We start from the raw sequence: 20,574 nt of genomic DNA on the forward strand, positions 1-20,574 counted from the left end.
CAGTGAGCTGTTGTAAATAGTTAATTTACTTGACTTAGGTCTTAAATTAAGACGAAGTGAATTTACAACAGCTTGCTGTTTTTAAGGTAAGGAATTTGCGAAACTCTTTGCTTTAAGGCTTTCATTTAAGTTAGTAAATGAGTATAATTATATATAGATAAAAGGGTACCAAAGATGTAAAAGAAACTGCTTTGCAGTTTCTTTGGAAATATGATAATAAAGCCAGAGAGGCTTTATTATCATATTTCTCAAGGGTTTCTATTAGCGATGCCGAAAAGCGGCATCAAAACGGGAAGATTGAAAGAAAATATAAAGAAAGGTTAGCCACAGTTTATTCTTTCAATCTATTTATTTGTGGCGGTCTGCATCTTACGATAGATGCAAAAAGGGTATTAATATGATTAAAGGATTTAAAATGAAATTGTATGAAGGAATGGAACAAGAATATATTAAACGCCATAATGAATTATGGCCTGAGATGATTGATATGATTCATGCCTATGGCGGGAAGAATTATTCAATTTTTCTGGACAGAGAAACCAATACGCTGTTTGGATATATTGAAATACTGGATGAAGAGTTATGGGCACAGGCGGCAGATACCGCTATTAACAGACAGTGGTGGGATTATATGGCTGATATTATGGAAACTAATCCGGATAACAGCCCCGTAACTGAGGATTTACAGTTAGTATTTCATCTGGATTAAACACAGCTGGGAATAGTGTGAAATAAAAAACATTTCTGTTAAGGTTATTGTGCCATGCATGGATATAGTGTTTATTTTCAAAATGTGATTTGTATCATAGTTTAGATAATTCGAAATTGGTATACTATAAGCAAATAAAGAAATCATTCTGGAGGTAAATATTATGATGAAGAAATTAACAGATAAAGTAACTTGGGTTGGTAAAGTTGATTGGGAATTGAAAAATTTTCATGGACATGAGTACTCCACACGGAAAGGCTCCTCTTATAATGCCTATTTAATACGTGATAAAAAAACTGTTTTAATTGATACTGTATGGCAGCCATATGATAAGGAATTTGTTACCCGTTTAAAAGAGGAAATTGATTTAAATGAAATTGATTATATTATTGCCAACCATGGTGAAGTAGACCATAGCGGCGCGCTTCCGGAACTGTTAAGGGAAATACCGGATACTCCTGTTTATTGCACTGCTAAAGGTGCTCAGTTATTAAAGGCTCATTATCATAAAGACTGGAATTTTGTAACGGTAAAAACCGGTGAGACATTAGATATAGGTGAAAGCAAACTGATCTTTATTGAAGCTCCGATGCTGCATTGGCCGGACACTATGTTTACTTATATGACGGGTGAAAATATTTTATTCAGTAATGATGCATTCGGACAGCATTATGCTACGGAATCGCTTTATAACGATATGGTAGATAATTCTGAATTATATGAGGAAGCACTAAAATACTATGCAAATATATTAACACCTTTCAGTTCTTTAGTAACCAAGAAAATAGACGAAATTTTAAGTTTTAACCTGCCGGTAACTATGATTTGTCCAAGTCATGGTATCATATGGAAAAAAGATCCTCTCCAGATAGTGGATCAATATATAAGATGGGCGGATGCTTATCAGGAAAACCAGATTACAATTATTTATGATACTATGTGGAATGCCACAAGAAAAATGGCAGAGGCCATTGCAGACGGTATCCGCCAGGCAGATAACTCCGTCACAGTAAAACTGTTAAATTCCGCAAAAGAAGATAAAAATGATATTATTACAGAAATATTCCGTTCAAAAGCTATCCTGGTTGGTTCCCCTACCGTCAACAACGGTTATTTACATTCCATCGGAGGACTTTTAGAGATGGTAAAAGGCCTCAAGTTTAAGAAAAAAAGCGCAGCAGCATTTGGCAGTTATGGCTGGAGCGGGGAAGTTGTTAAACAGTTAACCGACGAACTTGGCAAATGTGGTTTTAAACTTGCAGATGAAGGCCACCGCTCCCTGTGGGTACCGGATGAGAAGGAGTTAGCCAATTGTACCGAATACGGCAGACAGTTTGTAGGACATATTAAATAAAATTCATAATCTAAGCTTATCTTACAAAATGTGCATGAGTGCCCTATTTTGCAGACTAACTCTCATTTAAATTTGGAGTTTCTTATGTAAAAGTTCATTCATGCACTAATACTATATGCGAACATAAAACGAACGATCATCAATAGGTAATTGCGAAACTCCACTATGGTATATTCGGAAAACTATATAGTTTCGCAATTACCTATTATCATCAAGTTTGAAAGGAGTTTTTTATGCCGGCAGAATCAAATCAATGCATGTTTTGCTCAAATAAATTATGTATTCATAAAGTTCCTATCTTTAACAGCCTTAACCATGAAGATCTGGTTAAAATATCAGAGAAAATTGAACATAAGGATTACAAAAAAGGAGAATCCATCTTTAATATAGGTGATAAACTGGATACTATCGTTATTATTAACGAAGGCAGTGCAAAGGCATATAAATATACGCTGGATGGGCGGGAACAAATTTTATATATCTTTTCAGAAGGAGACTTTTTCGGAGAACAATATTTACTAAGTAATCAGACGGCAGCTTTTACGGTAGAAACATTGTCAACTTTAAAAGCATGCACACTTACAAAATCCCAATTACAGGAATTATTATTTAAACATCCCGATATTGCCATAAAAATAATTGAAGAACTTGGCAGCCGTATGTCAAGATTAGAAAACAGCCTGCAAAGTATGGGTGTTCGAAGTGTGGATGCAAGAATCAGTTCCCTGTTAATTGACTTCTCTGAGAAATATGGAAAAGCTGTCACGGAGGGGATACTGATTCGCTTACCCTTAAGCCGGGAGGGTATGGCAAATTATTTGGGGGTAGCCAGGGAAACAGTCAGCCGCAAACTCAGCCAAATGGAAGAGGAAGGAATCATTCGATCAGTAAGCAATAAATCCATACTAATCTTAAATGTAACTTTTTTAAAAGAAACAGCAGATTTATAAAGTTTGATTTAAATCACGGAATTCTTGCCTGAAACAGGTTATAGTTAAGTATAACAAAAAACGTAACTGAATAGTTACCAAAAACAAATATTTTAGGAGGAATGAATATGAATTATATGGATAAAAATATAAGTATCGGTGATGTGGTAGCTGCAATACCTGGGGCAACTAAAGTTTTAGACGAATTTGGAATTGATTATTGCTGCGGCGGTCATAGGCCTCTGTTGGAAGTTATTAAGAATCAGGGGATTGATGAAACAAAAGTTTATGAAAAGATAGGGCAGGTTTTGGCTGACAGGCAAAAAGATTATAGCAGTCAGGGAAATAATTTTAATGAAATGAGCCCGGCTGTATTATCCACTTATATCGAAGATACCCATCATAGTTATTTGAGAAAAGCTTTACCGGAAGTATCTGATTTATTAAATACAATTGTAAGAGTACATGGTAAAAATCATAGGGAATTATATGAAGTTTATAAACTATTCGGAAAATTAAAAACCGATTTGGAGCAGCATTTATTAAAAGAAGAAACATTATTATTTCCAGCTCTTGATCAGGCTTTGGAGAATGAAAAGGAAGTGTTGTCACTGACCGAAGAAATTGTGACGGAACACGAGGCAGCCGGTGAAATTCTAAGGGAACTACGTAATGTATCCATGGATTATCATTTACCGGAAGATGCATGTAAAACTTACCGTAAGGCTTATTCCCTGCTAATTGAATTAGAGCAGGATCTCCATCAGCATATCCATCTGGAGAATAATATTTTACTGAAGCAATATGTAAGACGTTAAGTTATTATTTGACTCCAAGGCCAAACTGTAACGACACTAAGAAGTACTGACTGCTATTAGTTGGCAGGAGGGGCCAGCCTTAATCATAGAAAGGAAAAAGCTTGATGACAGAAAAGGTGATTTATTTAAATAAAACGGTTTATGAATTATGCCGGGAAGATTCTGAAGTGGCCGGTATTTTAGCAGAAGCGGGATTTACGGATATTATGAAACCCGGAATGTTAAACACAGCAGGAAGATTTATGACTATTCCTAAAGGTGCAGTAATGAAAAAAATGAATTTGGATACAATAAAACAGATATTTAAAGAACATGGATATGAAATCAGGGATTAATAACATGATTTCTTCGCTTTGATTCAATAAAATTATCAGAATACACAATAAGTGTATAGTCAGGAGTAGTTATTATGAGTGAAAGTATAAATAACAGAGAATACAGACAAAACGTTTTAAAGCAGGTAATAACTAAGCTTCACGAAGGCAAAACCGTAGAGGAAGTAAAAGGAGAATTTGAAGAAGCATTTGCAGGTGTATCAGCTATTGAAATATCTGAAGCAGAAGGAGCTTTAGTAGCAGAAGGGCTGCCGGTTTCTGAGATTCAGCGTCTTTGTGACGTACATGCAGCCGTGTTTAAAGGTTCTATTGAAGAAATACACCGGCCTACCGATCAGACCCAGATTCCAGGCCATCCTGCCAATACTTTAATCCGGGAAAACCGTGCAATCGAAAGAATATGGAATAAGTTTGTTAAACCATATTTGGATGAGCTGACAAAAGAAGAAAATCTAACTGCATTAAAAGAGGGGCTTAACAAATTATCGGATATCGAACTTCATTATCTAAAGAAAGAAAATCTGATTTTCCCATATATGGAGAAGTACGGAATTACAGCTCCGCCAAAAGTCATGTGGGGTGTGGATGATGAAATCCGCGCTAGGTTAAAAGATGTAATAAAATCTTTAACAGAGGTTTCACAGGCAGCAGAAGTAAAAGATAAAGTTGAAAATCTGGGAGATAAAATTACTGAAATGATTTTCAAAGAAGAAAATATACTTTTACCCATGCTTATAGAAACATTGACACAGGATGAATGGAAAAAAATCGCGGACGAAAGCGGCGAAATCGGTTTTATGATTGAAAAAGTACCTGTCTGGAATCCGGCTAAGGAATATCAAGCTGAAATAAAAGAAGAGAAAAAAGAAGCAGGTATTATAACCTTTCCTACGGGATTGCTGAAAACAGAGGAATTAATCCGGATGCTGGATACCCTTCCTTTTGATATTACATTTGTTGACAAAGATGATGTGGTAAAATATTTCTCTCAAAGTTCCGAGAGAATTTTCCCAAGAACAAAAGCTGTAATTGGAAGAAATGTATCTAATTGCCATCCGCCGGCAAGCGTCCACATTGTGGAGCAAATTGTTGCCGATTTTAAAAGCGGTAAAAAAGAACATGAAGATTTCTGGATTAAGATGGGTGAAAAATATATATTCATTCGTTATTATGCAGTGCGAAGTGAAACAGGTGAGTATTTAGGAGTACTGGAAGTAACTCAGGATATTAAACCCATTCAAGATATCACGGGAGAAAAAAGGCTTGTATCACAAGATTAAAATTTGTTTTATAAATTATAAATATAGGTCTGTAGCAAACTATCCGGCGTAAAGTCAATAAACCCATTCGTTGCGCAGACCTAAATCTCTTACTAGGAATGTTAGCTTATGGTAATCGGTATATTAATTTCAGTTCACATTAATGAATTAAATGTCACTTTATAAAATTTTAAAACCTGTTCCAAAACAATATAAGTTTGCTTTTTGTGCCACCCTTTGTGATTTGAAATTATCACTAAAAGTACTGTACAAGGGTTCACAGCCTAATAGCCTGACTTCCTGTGCCCATTTAATAAGAACATCATGGGCGTAACCGTTTCCCTGAAAGGATTCTAAAGTTTCTATACCTGCTTCCTGTGCTTTACAACTGATACGTACACTGCGGCATATTGACACGGCCTGATCTGCCTGTATGAGGGCTGCACAAGGCAATGAAGAAGGAAACTCTTCTTTTAACCATTCAAATCCGCCGGAAGTAAATTTACTTACGTTTTTGGAATCAAGCAGAATACATTCCCGAATTTTTTCTCCGCCCTCAGGTACATAAAAGCATACCTCCTCGGTATAATGACCGTTATCAAAACATTCAAGATATTGTTCAAAATACCTGGGTCTTTCATTTGTATTTTGAATAGCAGGCTCTTTCAAACATAATTCACTTACTTTATGAATAATATCATCGGAAATATCATTACGGAAATAATATAAGATATCACCCTGAAAAGTCCGCCCCATAACAAACTTGGGCGCAGGTTTTGTGTTATCCCATGGTTCATTTATATTCATCAGTTTTAGATCATGATTCAATGTGAACAACGCTTCTATATGCATTCGCATCATTTCCTGCTCATTTATCATATTTTACACCTATTGCATATCACAGACTTGTCTGTGATTTTGCCACAAATAAAAATGAGTGAAAGAATCTCTTCGTGGCAGCCTTTCTTAGTTTATTTATTTTTTCAGTGAGTCATCCTAAAAGCTTTAATATTTTTATATTAAGGTATCATACTCAAATTAATAATAAAAGAGAAAGAACAGTTATAATTAAATACAGACCTGCGTAGCAGGTATAAGGTTATAAGCAGCAGTTAGCGGACCTAAGAATATCCGCTTTGACTCGTTCATACATAAAAAATTTGCTTGTCTGGTAAAAAAGTGAAAGATTTTTTTATTAAAATGTGGTAAAATAAATTAGATTATGAAATATTATATAAAACAAAACAGAATTAATCATTTAGGAGGATTTATAAATGAAAGGAATTATTCTGGCCGGCGGTTCCGGAACCAGGTTATACCCGGTAACAAAGGCAGTATCAAAGCAAATACTTCCGATTTATGATAAACCAATGATTTACTATCCCCTCTCTATATTGATGTTATCAGGTATCAGGGAGGTACTGATTATCTCAACACCAAGGGATTTACCGGTTTTTGAAGAATTACTGGGAGATGGAAGCCAGCTTGGTATGGAACTCTCTTATGAAGTACAGACCGAACCAAAAGGATTGGCGGAAGCTTTTATCATAGGCGAAAAGTTTATCGGCAATGACAGAGTTGCGCTGATTTTAGGTGATAATATATTTTATGGCAGAAGTTTTACGGCAACCCTGCAAAAAGCCACGGAAAGAGAACATGGGGCTACTATATTCGGCTATTATGTTAGAGAACCGAAAGCATACGGTGTGGTAGAATTTGATGCGGCGGGGAATGCCGTATCGATAGAAGAAAAACCGGAGAAACCGAAATCAAATTATGCGGTGCCGGGGTTGTATTTCTATGACAACCGGGTTATAGAGATCGCTAAAAGTATTAAGCCCTCCGCAAGAGGAGAGCTTGAGATAACGGCAGTAAATAATGTTTATTTAGAATTAGGTGATTTGAAAGTAGAAACCTTAGGCAGGGGAATGGCTTGGCTGGATACGGGAAATCATGACTCCCTGCTGGATGCATCCAACTATGTAGCGTCTATTCAGAAAAGACAGGGACTTTATATTTCCTGCATAGAAGAAATTGCGTATAAAAAAGGATATATTAATAAGGAACAACTGTTAAAACTTGCAGAGCCTTTACTAAAAACAGAATACGGCAAGTATCTGGTTGAAGTAGCTAATGGACTGTAATTAGTATTAACCTGACTAAACATAAACAAAATTGGGTACTGCAAGGATGGATGTGCAGTATAGGAAAATACAACAGGAGAAATTATGGGACAATTTAATTTTATCAAATGTAATATCGAAGGTTTATATCTTATTGAACCAAAATGCTTTGAAGACAGCCGCGGATACTTTATGGAAACATATAATTATCAGGATTTTGAGGCAGCAGGACTAAATCAGGTTTTTGTTCAGGATAATCAATCCAAATCTATAAAAGGGGTACTGAGGGGACTTCATTATCAAAAGAAACATCCCCAGGGGAAACTGGTTCGGGTATTAAAGGGGAAAGTATTTGATGTTGCCGTGGATTTACGGCCTGGTTCCAAGACATACGGTAAATGGTATGGGGAGATCCTATCGGAAGAAAATAAAAGACAGCTTTATGTTCCGGTAGGGTTTGCCCATGGATTTTTAGTACTTTCCGATGAAGCAGAATTCGCATACAAATGTACTGACTTTTATCATCCGGAAGATGAGGGCGGAATTATATGGAATGACCCGGACCTGGATATAACATGGCCCATAGAGGATGGTATGGATTTAACTATTTCCGAAAAAGATAAGGAGCAGATCAGATTCTGCGAATTAGACAACGAAAAATGATTTGAGGGTCCGATGTATTCATAGTGGCGCCAAAATCCTGGCATGGGAATTTGACTCTTGAATCAAGAATACAAAGTATAGGAAATATTTTAGTTGGGGATGGGGGAAAACGTTAAGAACCCTGGTGGTACGGAAAAGAGGTTAAAATGGAACGAAGAATTGTAATAACAGGTGCTAATGGCCAGTTGGGGCGGGCATTAAACCAAGTACTGAAAGAACGAACAGATTTAACAGTTGTTAATACCGATACAGGAGAACCTACCGCATATTGTCCCATTATATTAGACATTACCAATTCTGTTGCGGTTATGAATTTAGTACAGGAGATAAAACCTGAGATTATAATAAATTGCGCTGCTCATACTGCTGTGGATTTATGTGAAAGTGATCAGGATAGGGCTTACCGTATTAACGCAATCGGTCCTAAGAATCTGGCAGCAGCAGCCAGTGCCCTGGACGCAAAACTAATTCACATATCAACGGATTATGTATTTGACGGTGAGGGAGATACACCTTATACGGAAGAGTCTATAACCAACCCCCAAAGCGTATATGGTAGCACAAAACTGGCGGGAGAAGAGTTTGTTAAAGATCTTTGCGAAAAATATTGTATTTTACGAACAGCCTGGTTATACGGCGACGGAAAAAATTTTGTTAAAACGATGTTAGCTTTAGCAGAAAAACAAAATGATATTAAGGTGGTAAGTGACCAGTATGGATCACCTACCAGTGCACTGGAGCTTGCCAGGGCTATTACCTTTTTAATTGATAACGACGGTTTTGGTGTATATCATGCAACTTGTGAAGGAAAAACAACCTGGTATGAATTTGCAATGGAGATATTCCGATTAGCAGGAATAAATGTAACAGTAACACCAATCACAACAGACGAATATAAAGCACCTGCTAAACGTCCGAAGTACTCTGTATTAGAAAATGAGAAACTAAAAGCTGCGGGATATCATATGAAATCCTGGCAGGAAGCACTACAGGAATATATGGAACAAATATTAATCAGGAGGTAATTAACTTGAAGACATACCTTGTAACCGGAGGAGCCGGTTTTATCGGATCCAATTATATTCAGTATATGTTTAACAAATATAATGAGTCGATTCGTATTATTAATGTAGATAGTCTGACCTATGCCGGAAATCTTGAGAATTTAATATCCGTAAAAGACAGGGAGAATTATATCTTTATCAAGGAAGATATCTGTAATAAAGAAGCGATTCATAAAATATTTACAGATTATGAAATTGACAGGGTTGTACATTTTGCAGCAGAAAGCCATGTAGACCGCAGTATCCGTAATCCGCAGGTTTTTGTAAATACCAATGTTATGGGTACATTGAATTTGTTAGATGCCGCTAAATGTGTTTGGGAAACGAATGATGGATACAAAGAAGATAAAAAGTATCTTCAGGTATCTACAGATGAAGTATACGGTTCACTGGAAGAGGAGTCCGGCTATTTTTATGAAACAACTCCGATTGATCCCCACAGCCCGTATTCAGCAAGTAAAGCATCGGCGGATATGTTAGTAAAGGCTTACATAGATACTTTCCACTTTCCTGCCAATATTACCAGATGCAGTAACAATTACGGACCTTATCAATTTCCTGAAAAACTGATTCCTTTAATGATTAATAATGCACTAAATGGTAAGAAACTTCCGGTTTACGGGGATGGTAAAAATGTAAGGGATTGGCTTTATGTTATGGACCATGCCAAAGCAATTGATATGGTTATGGAAAAAGGCAGACTTGGCCAGGTGTATAATGTCGGCGGTCATAATGAGAAACAAAATATTGAAATCATTGATCTGATTATTGGTACCCTTACGGAGCTGTTACCGGAGGGAGATTCACGAAAAGCTCATATTAATAAAGAACTGATTCAATATGTGGAAGACAGGAAAGGTCATGATAGAAGATATGCCATTGCTCCGGACAAAATTAAAGCGGAAATCGGCTGGGAACCGGAGACTATGTTTGCAGAGGGAATCCGTTTAACGATAGAATGGTACCTGAATAATAAAGAGTGGATGTCCCACGTAACAAGCGGTGATTATCAAAAATATTATCAGGAGATGTATAAATAAGCCGGACACTCCGTATCTGAGATAATAATAATCCGGGAGATACTTAATCGGTATTACCTGCTAAGAGAATGAATGGATTCTTTCTGATCTGCAGTGAATAACAAGAAGTACCACCCGGATTTTTTCAGCCTTTTATGCAAAACCGGGGGCTCATACATTTGAACTTTAATTTATACGGTATAGTTAATAATTAGTAGATTATTATTAGTATGGATTACCTGAGATAAAGCCTTATTTGTTTCACTATTGTCTTGTGCTTTATTATAAGTACAGATTCATTAAATAGGCATCATAATACTGATTGCTAATTTTAAAAAATTTTTCATAGGTTCCTATCTTAATAAAGCCTAATTTTTCATATAAGTGGATTGCTTTCTCATTATCAGATTTTACTTCTAACTGTATCACTTCTATATTTGCATTTTCCTTCCCAAATTTTATTAACTCTTTCATCATTGCGGTTGCTATGCCTTGGCCCCAAAAGGATTTTTTTACGGAAACAGCTATTTCGCCTCTATGTGCAATCCTGGCTTTGGAATAACCGGACAAAGATCCGACAGATACAATTTCACCATTAATTTTTCCAAGCAGCATAATGGATTTAGTAGAATTATTCATACTTGAAATAAAGGACTGTTCCTGCTCGACCGATAACTTAAATTCCCCTTTGCCAAATAATAAATTATCACTTTCGCCCCCGATTAAATTTAAATATTCCATGATTGCCTCGGCATCTTCTAAGCCGGCTTTAATAATAGATAAGCCATCTTTATTAATCATATATACTCCTTTCTCGCTTAAAAATCATATAGGTTAATTGCGAAACTATATAGTTCTCTGAATATCCCATGCAATTAATACGAATTCCATAGCTTCAGTTGCCCTCTGGGCAAGATTCAGCTCTGAAACTGTATTAATTGTATGGGACAAATATAATAATGGCGTTTCGCAATTACCTATTAAAATTCATATCTTTCTAATATGCTACCATATTTTCCATAACTTTGTCAAATAGCATAAAACTTTATTTAATATTTTGTAATATATTTAAAAAGAATTGCAATTTGTTAACTGAATTGTAACTTATTTAATAGAATTTCAAGGTTGTTTTTATATATTTTGTCTTATTTTACCCTGGTTTAGCGATTTTTTTATGGATAATTTATGCGGGAATGGATTTTAATAGCTTGCAATTTTAATTTACATATGATATAATTATTACATAATTATTAAATGATTATTACCCAATCTTAATACATGTTCGAAATTTGTAATAATTTGATGGTTATAACTAGGAATGACTTAAATAAAATTAAGCCGTTAAAAGGAGACTATTATGAAATTCAGAAAGTTACTATTGTGTATGTTTGCAGGAATTGCTTTAACAAGTTTTGCGAATGTATACACATATGCAGCAGAAGAAGATAATATTGTTACAGAAGATACTACAATACAAGATACTACCATAGATACAACAGCTGCTAATGAGGCTGTAACGAATAATACAGAAGTTGTTAATGGTACAACGGGCACAGATACAACTGTTACAGACACCCAAAGTACAGAAGCTGTTTTACCAGGGACAACAGAAGTTCCGGCTGAAGTTAACAATGTAAGTGCTACGACGGATACTCAGGCAGAAGAAGATAAAAAAGCGGAAGAAGAAAAGGCCGCTAAGGAAGCCCAGAAGAAAGCAGAAGCTGCTAAAAAGGCAGAAGAAGCAAAAAAAGCAGCTGCGAAAGCAGAAGCTAAAAAGAAAGCAGAAGCTGCTAAAAGAGCAGAAGAAACAAAATATTCGAAATCTGATTTAAGATTATTATCTGCTTTAATTTACTGTGAAGCTAACGGAGAATCCTATAATGGTAAACTTGCAGTTGGTATTGTAGTAATGAACAGAAAAAGAGCCGGAGCATTTCCGGATACAGTAAAAGGTGTAATTTATCAGAAATATCAATTCGGACCTGCATCAAACGGGGCGTTAAACAATGCCTTAGAGCAATATGATAATGGTAAATTCACATCAAGTTCTGAAAAAGAATGTATTAAAGCCGCAAAAGCTGCATTAAGCGGAACCACCAGCATAACAGTGAATGGTTCTAAGAAGAATTTTACTAAGTATAAATATTTCAGTGGTAATTTAAGAGGCAATACATTTACTTTAGGAAATCATGAATTTAAATAAAGAATACTTAAGGCTGTTGAAATTCAACGGCCTTTTTTTTAACGTAAAAAATAAATTCCCTATTGACAGGTTGAGACTATTGTGATAGTCTCAAGTTATGAATTAGACTATTGCAATAGTCCGAAAGGAGAATAAACATGGAAATGAAACTTTTTGACTCTGAACTAAAGGTTATGGAGGTCTTATGGGAGAAAGGAGAAATTTCTGCCCGTTGTGTTGTAGAAGTACTGGCTGAACAAATTGGCTGGAATAAGAACACAACTTATACAGTAATTAAAAAATGTATTGAAAAGGGGCTATTGAGCGTAAGGAGCCCGGCTTTATCTGCAAACCATTGGTTACAAAAGATGAAGTACAACAAAGTGAAACGGAGCAGTTAATAGATAAGATGTTTGGCGGTTCAAGTGAACTTTTCTTTTCTGCTTTTCTCAAAAATAATGGCATTTCAGAAGAGGAAGCAGAGCGCCTCGCTAAAATGATTCGGGAGGTGAAGTAAAATGCTGCATTTTAGAATGGGTATGCCTCTTTATCTTATGGCTTTATATGGCAGTGTTATGATTCTTACAATTTTGATTTTAAGAGGATTATTAAAAAATAAACTGCCTAAGCCGATTTTTCCCTTTTTATGGATCCTTGTACTAATCCGATTTCTGGTTCCCTTTTCCCTGTCCAGTCCGCTTAGTGTATCGGTACCTGAATTAAGCTTTTTAAACCAGAAAAATGGAGCAGTTTCCATAGAGGAGGCTTTACCGCAAGCGACTGATAGCACAGAAGTCCTTGCCCCAGGAACGCTTGGTTCAGAGGAAACTGCTACAGAAGCACTTGACGCAGATAATTTGGTTATAGTAAAACCTGTTACAAAAAGTACTGCTACAGAAAGTACTGCTACAGACATAGCACAATCTGTTGATTATTATCCGGTATTTCCTGCATTTCACCTGCTTGATACCTGGATACTTATCCTTTGTATAGGAATTGTCATAACAGCTAGTATACTGTTTTACCAGAAATGGCATTATTCTCGAAAATTGAGGGACAGTTTGTTAGTTGAACACAATGAAACCATCAACGGTATTCTGAGGGAGATGGATTATGGACATGTTCTGGTTTTTACTAATGATTACATTGCTTCTCCAATGGTTACCGGTATTTTACATCCGCGGATCTATCTGCCGGCAAGGATGGAGTTTCAGAATGTACAGTTGCTAAAGCATATACTGACACATGAAACCATGCACATCAAACACAGAGATAACTTTACAAAAGCAGTTATGCTGCTGGCCCTTTGCCTCCACTGGTACAATCCTCTGGTGTGGCTGATGTCGAAATGTCTTTCTGCTGATATGGAGGCCGCCTGCGATACTGCAGTTCTAAAGAACAGCAATACGGAGGAACGCCAAAGCTATGCCTACAGCCTGCTTGCCATGGCTATTACAGGAAACCGTCAGACCTTGCTTTACAGTGCCTTTTCCAAAACCGAAGTAGAGAGAAGAATTCAAAATATCTTGCATTATAAAAAGGCAACTGCTTTGGTGATGGCACTTTCTATTTTTTTTGTATTTGGCAGTTTGGTAGCCTTTGCCACAGGCATTCAGGCACCTTTCTCCAGTTATCTCAGCAGCTATTGCGGCAGTGACAATTGCAGATGGGCTGTGCAGGCAACGCTTATGAGAGATATTGCCTTAGGAGATAACCCGCAGAAGCGGGCTAACAATATAATTTTAGAGGTTATGGGAACGGAAGCTTTAAAGGATCCCGATATCCTTCGGAATAAAATAGCTGCTGCTTTAGCACGGGAATTTAGTGTGGAAAAGGGTGCTTTCCGGATAAACCTCCAGCTAAGCCTTGATGAGCAAACCTTGGAATCGGAATATTCTGAGTGTGGAATCGGTAAGGATAAAAACGGCCTATATGTGTACAAGGATGAGCCGGTACGGGCTTATCAAGATGAAATGTTGGGCAGAATGCAAGTAAGAGATATTGGTACGGTGGATATCACCGTAAATCGGGACCATTTGGGACAGATAATCTCGGTAACTGCTTGGCATAAGGGGATAGTGAATATGATAAACGCTCTCAGGAATTTGGATTGAATGATTCAGTGTGGACTTCCGGTTCAGGAGCGTCAACGACCATAACTCAGGGTACTGAAAGAAACCAGCCATAGTAGAGGAGATCATTATTATGGATAATCATCAGCTTAAAATATTCGTCCTCTTCACCATGTTATTTGACCATGTTGTCAGAATTTTTCCGTTGTGGGAATTGTTATCACTGATTTGAATAAATATATAGATTCACAATTAGTAAAGTTTTTAAGAAGAGGGTGAGGAAGGTCGTGAAAAAATCATTAATTCTGTTACTTGTTATAGTATTGGTTTTAGGTTCCTGCTCGAAAGATATAAGGACAAAACAGACTACTCCTAAAGTGCTAACTAAAAAAAATGTTCAATCCAATGCAACAAAGGCAAGCAGGACAGAAGAAGCAAAAGAAACAGTTATAGAAAAAGAAGTAGTAACAGAAGAAGATATACTAAATGAAATGAAAAGTGAGGACAAGAATTGGATGAACCTCACCAATAAGCAATACCTGAAAGATTTTGATTATTTATATAAACAATTAAAGGAAAATTACCCTTTTTTTGGTGTGGCAAAACGTAAGTATGGTATTGATTTAAAAAAACGCTATGAAAAAACCAGAAAGTTACTTGAATCCTGTGACAATGATTATAATTTCTTTTATCTGTTACGTGAAGAATTTATTCCCCAGGAGTTTATCGGACATATGTCTTTATGGGGAACACGTTATTTATCAGAGGTCAAAAATAAAAAGGATTTCGTAGTAAATTTTCCACAATACGGGGAACAGCTCAATCCATATATAAAAGCACTGGAAAATCCAGTTTCAATAAAAAATTACGAAAAAATGACTACGTTCTTCGAAAATTTATCTAAAAAAGCAGAAGAAGCTAACAAAAGGAATGAAATCTCTGAAAATTCCAATTCAAATGAATATGAAAATGAGATTGCTTCAGCTAATGTAACAACAAAACTAATAGAAGATAAAAAAATTGCATATATACAAGTACAGTCTTTTGATATGGATTGCTATAAAGAAGATATAAAAACCCTTATGGAATTTTATAAAAAAGTCAGTGGTTATGATAATCTTATCATAGATATTTCGGAAAATGGCGGAGGAGGAATGGATTACTTTAATGATTTGATCGTATCTCCTAATATTGATAAGCCTATACAAGTACCAGTTTACTCATTTATTAAGGCTGGTGAAAATAATAATAAATTCTTAAAGATCAAGGAGGGTATTAAAAACGGCGAGTGGAAACCGGTAAAGGAAATCCCCCCTTTACCCGAAATAAATAAGGATGATTTACAGGAACTGGATTATTTTAACGATGAAGTATATACCATAGAACCCATGGGAAAAGAAAAGTTATTTAAAGGTAAAATCTGGCTCCTGGTCAGTGAAATGAATTATTCATCCTCTGAATATGCGGCGATGGTTTCTAAATATTCGGGATTTGCAGAATTAGTAGGAAGAAATACCGACGGAGACGGAATAGGAACAGATCCCGTCTATGTTATATTGCCAAATAGCGGATTAGTTGTTCAGTACAGCCCATATATGGTGCAACAGCAGATGGAGCTAACAGCGAAGAATTTGGGACAAAGCCGGATATATTATCTTCAGAAGGAGAGGAACCACTTAATACCTGTTTAAAAGAAATTCGTCAAATGAAGTAGAAAAGTACGGATAAAACCGACCCTTTGTATAATTAATATATCATTTTTATTGGAAAGATAATAGTTATTTACATTAATTTTAGGATTGACTTCTTAGCAGTGCTATGTTAGGATAATTTTAGAATTTGAGTATAGTTGGAATATAATAAACAAATATCTTGATGACATAGATTAAAAAATATAAAAAGAAAGCAGGCGAATAAAATGATGAATTTAAATAGTAATGCTAACAAATTAAATAGTTCTATTTATACTTTGGAAGTTGTTTTATTCGCAGTTTTAGATTCGAAAAGTGAGAACATATAAAGATAAGTTCTACTTTAGACTCTTAAAGGGAGAATATAGGAGTAATGAAGTACTCTTATCTGCCTGAAAGCAAATATCTCTTAAGAAAAACACTTTCATAAGAAAGTGTTTTTTTAATGCGTTTAAAGTAAAATGTTGACAGGTTAATTTTTGTACATCAATAAGCGGTGCATTAAATTTAAGAAAACAGCATAGCCTGTTTTTACTGAATATTATTTGGGAGGTGGGAAAATGAATAAAGAGCTTATCTAACGAATGAATTAAAATGAAAGAAGGAAAATGATGTTAGATATAAAGAATGTGACGATTTCTAAAAAAGAAGATAACAGGTTATTAGTGAAAGATTTTAATTTTACCCTGAATCAGGGAGACAAAGCAGTTATTATTGGGGAAGAAGGAAACGGTAAAAGTACTCTGTTAAAGTTTATCTATGATAAGAACTTAATAGAAACTTATTGTGATTATTCCGGTCAGATCTTAGGCGGTAGTAAATTAGGTTATCTGGAACAGGAAATGAATGAGAAATGGCTGAACAGCAGTGTGGCCGATTTCTTATCAGAAGTGGATATTTATAGTTGTTCTGATCCAAGCATATGGACGATGAATATAGATGCTTCCCTGTTTAGCAGCAATCAGCTTATGAAGACCCTATCCGGTGGTGAAAAGGTAAAAATCCGGCTGATCAAGTTACTGGCGGAAGAACCGGATGTCCTCCTTATGGATGAGCCTACCAACGACTTGGATATCTCCACTTTGGAATGGCTGGAGGATTTTATTAATCATTCCAAATGCCCTATTTTATTTGTATCCCATGATGAGGCTATGATTGAAAATACAGCAAATGTAATCATTCATTTGGAGCAAGTAAAACGAAAGACAGAACCTAAATATACCATAGTTTACATGGGATATAAAGAATACGTAGAAAAGCGGTTAAGCGGTTTACAGAAACAGGAGATGGTTGCCAGAAAACAAAGAGAAGATTATAAAAAACAGATGCAGCGCTGGCAGCAGATTTATAATAAGGTAGATAACAGACAGGACACCATATCCAGAGGGAATCCGGCGGGGGCAGATTACTAAAAAAGAAGATGAAGAATTTATTGTCCCAGGAAAAACGTATTGAAAAGAAGGCTGAAGAATTTACGGAAATACCGGATGTGGAAGAAGCAATCCTATTTGATTTTCCCGATGATGTACAGATACCAAAGGGAAAAAAGGTATTAGAATATTCTGTAGATGCCTTAAAGATCGGCAAAGATGGAGAAGAAGTAGTATTAGCCGAAGATATATTTCTGCGTGTAACCGGACCGGAACATGTTGCAATCATCGGAGATAACGGTATCGGTAAAACAACTTTTCTGCATGGAGTTTCAAAAGAATTATTAGAGCGTAAAGACATTAAGGCTGGTTATATGCCTCAAAATTATGAGGAATTATTGGATTACAACAGGTTTCCGGTTGATTTCCTGGTGGCCAGCGGTCAGAAAGAGGATATTACCAAGGCATTTACTTTTATGGGAGGTATGAAATTTACCCGTGAGGAAATGGAGCATAAAATAGGAGATTTAAGCGGTGGGCAGAAAGCAAAATTGATTCTTCTGAAATTAATACTGGATGGATGTAATGTTTTAATATTAGACGAACCCACCAGAAACTTAAGTCCATTATCCAATCCGGTGATCCGAGGGGTATTAGCGGATTATAACGGTACAATTATCAGTGTCACACATGATAGAAAATATATGGAAGAAGTTGCAACTACTATATATGAATTAACGAAAACAGGATTAAAAAAGGTAAAAGGGGATTAATATAACCACAAAGAAAGAATTATAGAACAATATACAGAACTGTGAAATAACTTGGAGGATAATTGAAACTATGGAACACGATATAACAAAACAGAAAGATGGAGAACTTACCGAATCCAAAGGGCTTAATCCGAGGCTAATTGACAATGCAAAGCTGATTAAAAGGTTAGAAAAACCAAAGGGTAGAATTGATGTGGTAATTGACACGGATACCTTTAATGAGATTGATGACCAGTTTGCTCTTTCCTATTTGATAAAATCAGAGGATAAGTTGAATTTAAAAGCAATTTATGCAGCGCCCTTTCATAATGATAAATCCACCGGGCCTGCCGATGGTATGGAAAAGAGTTATGGAGAAATTATTAAGATTCTTACCTTATTGGAGAGAGAAGATTTAAAGGAGTATGTTTACCGCGGTTCCAAAACTTATCTTCCATCTGAAACACAGCCGGTTATTTCGGAGGCAGCTAACGATTTAGTGAAACGGGCCATGAGTTATACGGAAGAAAAGCCGCTTTATGTGGTGGCAATCGGAGCAATCACTAATATAGCCTCAGCAATATTAATAAATCCGGCCATTCTGGATCGAATTGTACTGGTCTGGCTTGGCGGACATTCTTATGAATGGCCGAATAACAGGGAATTTAATTTGTATCAGGATGTTGCAGGTGCAAGAATCATTTTCTCCTGCGGGGTACCTCTTATTCAGCTTCCCTGTATGGGTGTGGTATCCGCTTTTGCAACCACCGGACCGGAACTGGAATATCACCTGCGCGGAAAGAACAAGCTTTGCGATTATTTAATTGATGTTACTACGGCCGAGGCTGCTATGTATCAGGGAGGTTTGGCATGGAGCAGGGCTATTTGGGACGTGACTGCAGTGGCCTGGTTACTGGATGGCGATTTCGAATATGACAAACTTGTTCATAGTCCAATACCGGAATATGATGACAGGTATGCTTTTGATGAAAACCGGCATTTTATAAAATATGTATACCATATTAACAGAGATAACCTGTTTGCGGACCTTTTCCAAAAATTAAGCCGTTAATATTCTATATACAAACAAGGGACTGTGCAAAATTACAAATTAAACTACTTTGCCTGGAATCCAGGAATACAGTTGTTACTTTGATATAGTCCCTTTTTGTGTATCTTTTTATTAATCTTTCTCTCTTTTGTGGATAAATCACTATTTTTCCTCTTACATAATATTTCAATTCAGGAAATTATGTAACATCATTATTATTCTTAATCTTTTACTTTTAAATTCATTAAGTTATCTATTCATATGTTTATGGGAAAAGGTATCCCGGTATTGAGTCGGGGTGATACCCTCAATCTTCTTAAATACTTTCATAAATAGTTTCTCATCCTGAAAACCGCATAATTTTCCTATGGTACGGACCTTTAATGTAATATCGTTGATAAGCAGGTTTTTTGATATGGCAATCCTTGTCCGGTTTATGTAATTAATTAAGGGATATCCCGTATACTTTTTAAACAGACTGGAAAGATATGTGGGGTTATATCCGAACATCTCAGCTAATTCCTGAACAGTTAAAGGCTGATTATAATAAAGTCTGATCCATTCAATGATATTAATGACAGCTACGGGAATGTTATGCTTTGTTAAGTCCGGCATAAACAGTGCTTCTGTACTCAATTCCAGCAATAAAAAACTCAATATATAATGGCAGCGGTAAGTTGCCGCATAATTTTCTCTTTTTGCAGTATCAAGCAGCTGAACAAAAAAAGGGAAGAGCGGTTATCATTTGGCAGAGTTCCGAATTCCGGCATAATGTAATTGGTCATGGTAAATGGTGTCTGTGAAGGTCCTACATTCCAGATTTCCAAGTTTCTTTTCAAACTGGAGGAATTATAGTATTTATAGTCCGGATCCTGGATAGTAAAATGAGCCCAATAATAGGATAAAGGTTCTTCACTGGGTTTATAACCATAATGGTGCCATCCTGCGAACAGAATAATGAACTGGTCAGGTCCTATATCATAATTAACACCGTTTTGATTAATATGCAGGGTACCTTTTCTGATGATAATTAATACATTGGAATCCAGGTTTCTGTCGGGGTGAACAAAATTATGATTATTGGTTAAATTTCCGCTGGTTAAATAGTGAATTGGATATTTTACATCACTTACTAAGTATAACATATGGGATTTGACCACCTTTTTTATGGTATGGGGAGTTG

20 protein-coding genes and 1 pseudogene are annotated in these 20,574 nt (G+C 36.1%); 17 read left to right on the top strand and 4 right to left on the bottom strand.

The window, feature by feature from the left end; all coding sequences use genetic code 11:
- Positions 1-397 precede the first annotated feature (397 nt).
- From rhaM to Ana3638_RS09455, 6 genes are all read left to right on the top strand, one after another.
- Positions 398-709, top strand: a complete 312-nt coding sequence (gene rhaM, locus Ana3638_RS09430) for an L-rhamnose mutarotase (protein WP_161837799.1) — start codon at positions 398-400, stop codon at positions 707-709.
- Between the two features lie 163 nt (positions 710-872).
- Positions 873-2,063 (top strand): anaerobic nitric oxide reductase flavorubredoxin, encoded by a 1,191-nt coding sequence (locus Ana3638_RS09435; RefSeq protein ID WP_161837800.1) that lies wholly within the window; start codon positions 873-875, stop codon positions 2,061-2,063.
- A gap of 233 nt (positions 2,064-2,296) precedes the next feature.
- Positions 2,297-3,013, top strand: coding sequence for a Crp/Fnr family transcriptional regulator (locus Ana3638_RS09440; RefSeq protein WP_161837801.1), 717 nt, complete (start codon positions 2,297-2,299; stop codon positions 3,011-3,013).
- A gap of 107 nt (positions 3,014-3,120) precedes the next feature.
- On the top strand, positions 3,121-3,810 hold the full coding sequence (gene ric, locus Ana3638_RS09445) for an iron-sulfur cluster repair di-iron protein (RefSeq protein WP_161837802.1): 690 nt from the start codon (positions 3,121-3,123) through the stop codon (positions 3,808-3,810).
- A 104-nt stretch (positions 3,811-3,914) separates the two neighbouring features.
- On the top strand, positions 3,915-4,145 hold the full coding sequence (locus Ana3638_RS09450) for a DUF1858 domain-containing protein (RefSeq protein ID WP_161837803.1): 231 nt from the start codon (positions 3,915-3,917) through the stop codon (positions 4,143-4,145).
- Between the two features lie 74 nt (positions 4,146-4,219).
- On the top strand, positions 4,220-5,425 hold the full coding sequence (locus tag Ana3638_RS09455; RefSeq protein WP_161837804.1) for a DUF438 domain-containing protein: 1,206 nt from the start codon (positions 4,220-4,222) through the stop codon (positions 5,423-5,425).
- Positions 5,426-5,584: 159 nt separating this feature from the next.
- Here Ana3638_RS09455 and Ana3638_RS09460 read toward each other — a convergent pair whose 3' ends face one another.
- Positions 5,585-6,283 carry a GNAT family N-acetyltransferase gene (locus Ana3638_RS09460; protein WP_161837805.1) on the bottom strand — a complete coding sequence of 233 codons (699 nt, stop codon included), beginning with the start codon at positions 6,281-6,283 and terminating at the stop codon, positions 5,585-5,587.
- 395 nt (positions 6,284-6,678) lie between these two features.
- Between Ana3638_RS09460 and rfbA the strand changes: the two genes are divergently transcribed.
- From rfbA to rfbB, 4 genes are all read left to right on the top strand, one after another.
- On the top strand, positions 6,679-7,548 hold the full coding sequence (gene rfbA, locus Ana3638_RS09465; RefSeq protein WP_161837806.1) for a glucose-1-phosphate thymidylyltransferase RfbA: 870 nt from the start codon (positions 6,679-6,681) through the stop codon (positions 7,546-7,548).
- A gap of 84 nt (positions 7,549-7,632) precedes the next feature.
- Positions 7,633-8,190: a dTDP-4-dehydrorhamnose 3,5-epimerase gene (rfbC, locus tag Ana3638_RS09470; RefSeq protein ID WP_161837807.1), complete on the top strand. Its 558-nt coding sequence runs from the start codon at positions 7,633-7,635 to the stop codon at positions 8,188-8,190.
- A 146-nt stretch (positions 8,191-8,336) separates the two neighbouring features.
- Positions 8,337-9,215, top strand: coding sequence for a dTDP-4-dehydrorhamnose reductase (rfbD, locus tag Ana3638_RS09475; RefSeq protein WP_161837808.1), 879 nt, complete (start codon positions 8,337-8,339; stop codon positions 9,213-9,215).
- Positions 9,216-9,220: 5 nt separating this feature from the next.
- Positions 9,221-10,294: a dTDP-glucose 4,6-dehydratase gene (gene rfbB, locus Ana3638_RS09480; RefSeq protein WP_161837809.1), complete on the top strand. Its 1,074-nt coding sequence runs from the start codon at positions 9,221-9,223 to the stop codon at positions 10,292-10,294.
- 261 nt (positions 10,295-10,555) lie between these two features.
- Here rfbB and Ana3638_RS09485 read toward each other — a convergent pair whose 3' ends face one another.
- A complete protein-coding gene (locus tag Ana3638_RS09485; RefSeq protein ID WP_161837810.1) occupies positions 10,556-11,074 on the bottom strand; it encodes a GNAT family N-acetyltransferase in 519 nt (172 codons plus the stop codon).
- A gap of 556 nt (positions 11,075-11,630) precedes the next feature.
- Between Ana3638_RS09485 and Ana3638_RS09490 the strand changes: the two genes are divergently transcribed.
- The 7 genes and pseudogenes from Ana3638_RS09490 (at position 11,631) to Ana3638_RS09515 (ending at position 19,412) form a co-directional block, all read left to right on the top strand.
- On the top strand, positions 11,631-12,476 hold the full coding sequence (locus Ana3638_RS09490; RefSeq protein ID WP_161837811.1) for a cell wall hydrolase: 846 nt from the start codon (positions 11,631-11,633) through the stop codon (positions 12,474-12,476).
- A 173-nt stretch (positions 12,477-12,649) separates the two neighbouring features.
- Positions 12,650-12,972: pseudogene (locus Ana3638_RS09495) on the top strand (BlaI/MecI/CopY family transcriptional regulator).
- A gap of 1 nt (position 12,973) precedes the next feature.
- The gene (locus Ana3638_RS09500; protein ID WP_161837812.1) at positions 12,974-14,569 is read left to right on the top strand and encodes a M56 family metallopeptidase; all 1,596 of its coding nucleotides are present in this window, start codon (positions 12,974-12,976) and stop codon (positions 14,567-14,569) included.
- 245 nt (positions 14,570-14,814) lie between these two features.
- On the top strand, positions 14,815-16,218 hold the full coding sequence (locus Ana3638_RS09505; protein WP_161837813.1) for a S41 family peptidase: 1,404 nt from the start codon (positions 14,815-14,817) through the stop codon (positions 16,216-16,218).
- A 611-nt stretch (positions 16,219-16,829) separates the two neighbouring features.
- On the top strand, positions 16,830-17,630 hold the full coding sequence (locus tag Ana3638_RS25055; protein WP_246240940.1) for an ATP-binding cassette domain-containing protein: 801 nt from the start codon (positions 16,830-16,832) through the stop codon (positions 17,628-17,630).
- A gap of 8 nt (positions 17,631-17,638) precedes the next feature.
- Positions 17,639-18,361, top strand: coding sequence for an ATP-binding cassette domain-containing protein (locus tag Ana3638_RS25060; RefSeq protein WP_246240943.1), 723 nt, complete (start codon positions 17,639-17,641; stop codon positions 18,359-18,361).
- A 70-nt stretch (positions 18,362-18,431) separates the two neighbouring features.
- Complete coding sequence (locus tag Ana3638_RS09515; RefSeq protein ID WP_161837814.1) at positions 18,432-19,412, top strand: nucleoside hydrolase; 981 nt, start codon at positions 18,432-18,434, stop codon at positions 19,410-19,412.
- Positions 19,413-19,640: 228 nt separating this feature from the next.
- On the opposite strand, the gene Ana3638_RS09520 is transcribed toward Ana3638_RS09515, so the two are convergent.
- Together Ana3638_RS09520 and Ana3638_RS09525 are read right to left on the bottom strand one after the other, a co-directional pair.
- A complete protein-coding gene (locus Ana3638_RS09520; protein ID WP_161837815.1) occupies positions 19,641-20,006 on the bottom strand; it encodes a helix-turn-helix transcriptional regulator in 366 nt (121 codons plus the stop codon).
- A gap of 38 nt (positions 20,007-20,044) precedes the next feature.
- On the bottom strand, positions 20,045-20,536 hold the full coding sequence (locus tag Ana3638_RS09525; RefSeq protein WP_161837816.1) for an AraC family ligand binding domain-containing protein: 492 nt from the start codon (positions 20,534-20,536) through the stop codon (positions 20,045-20,047).
- Positions 20,537-20,574 lie beyond the last annotated feature (38 nt).

Source organism: Anaerocolumna sedimenticola (genome assembly GCF_009931695.1).
GTDB classification, from domain to species: domain Bacteria; phylum Bacillota; class Clostridia; order Lachnospirales; family Lachnospiraceae; genus Anaerocolumna; species Anaerocolumna sedimenticola.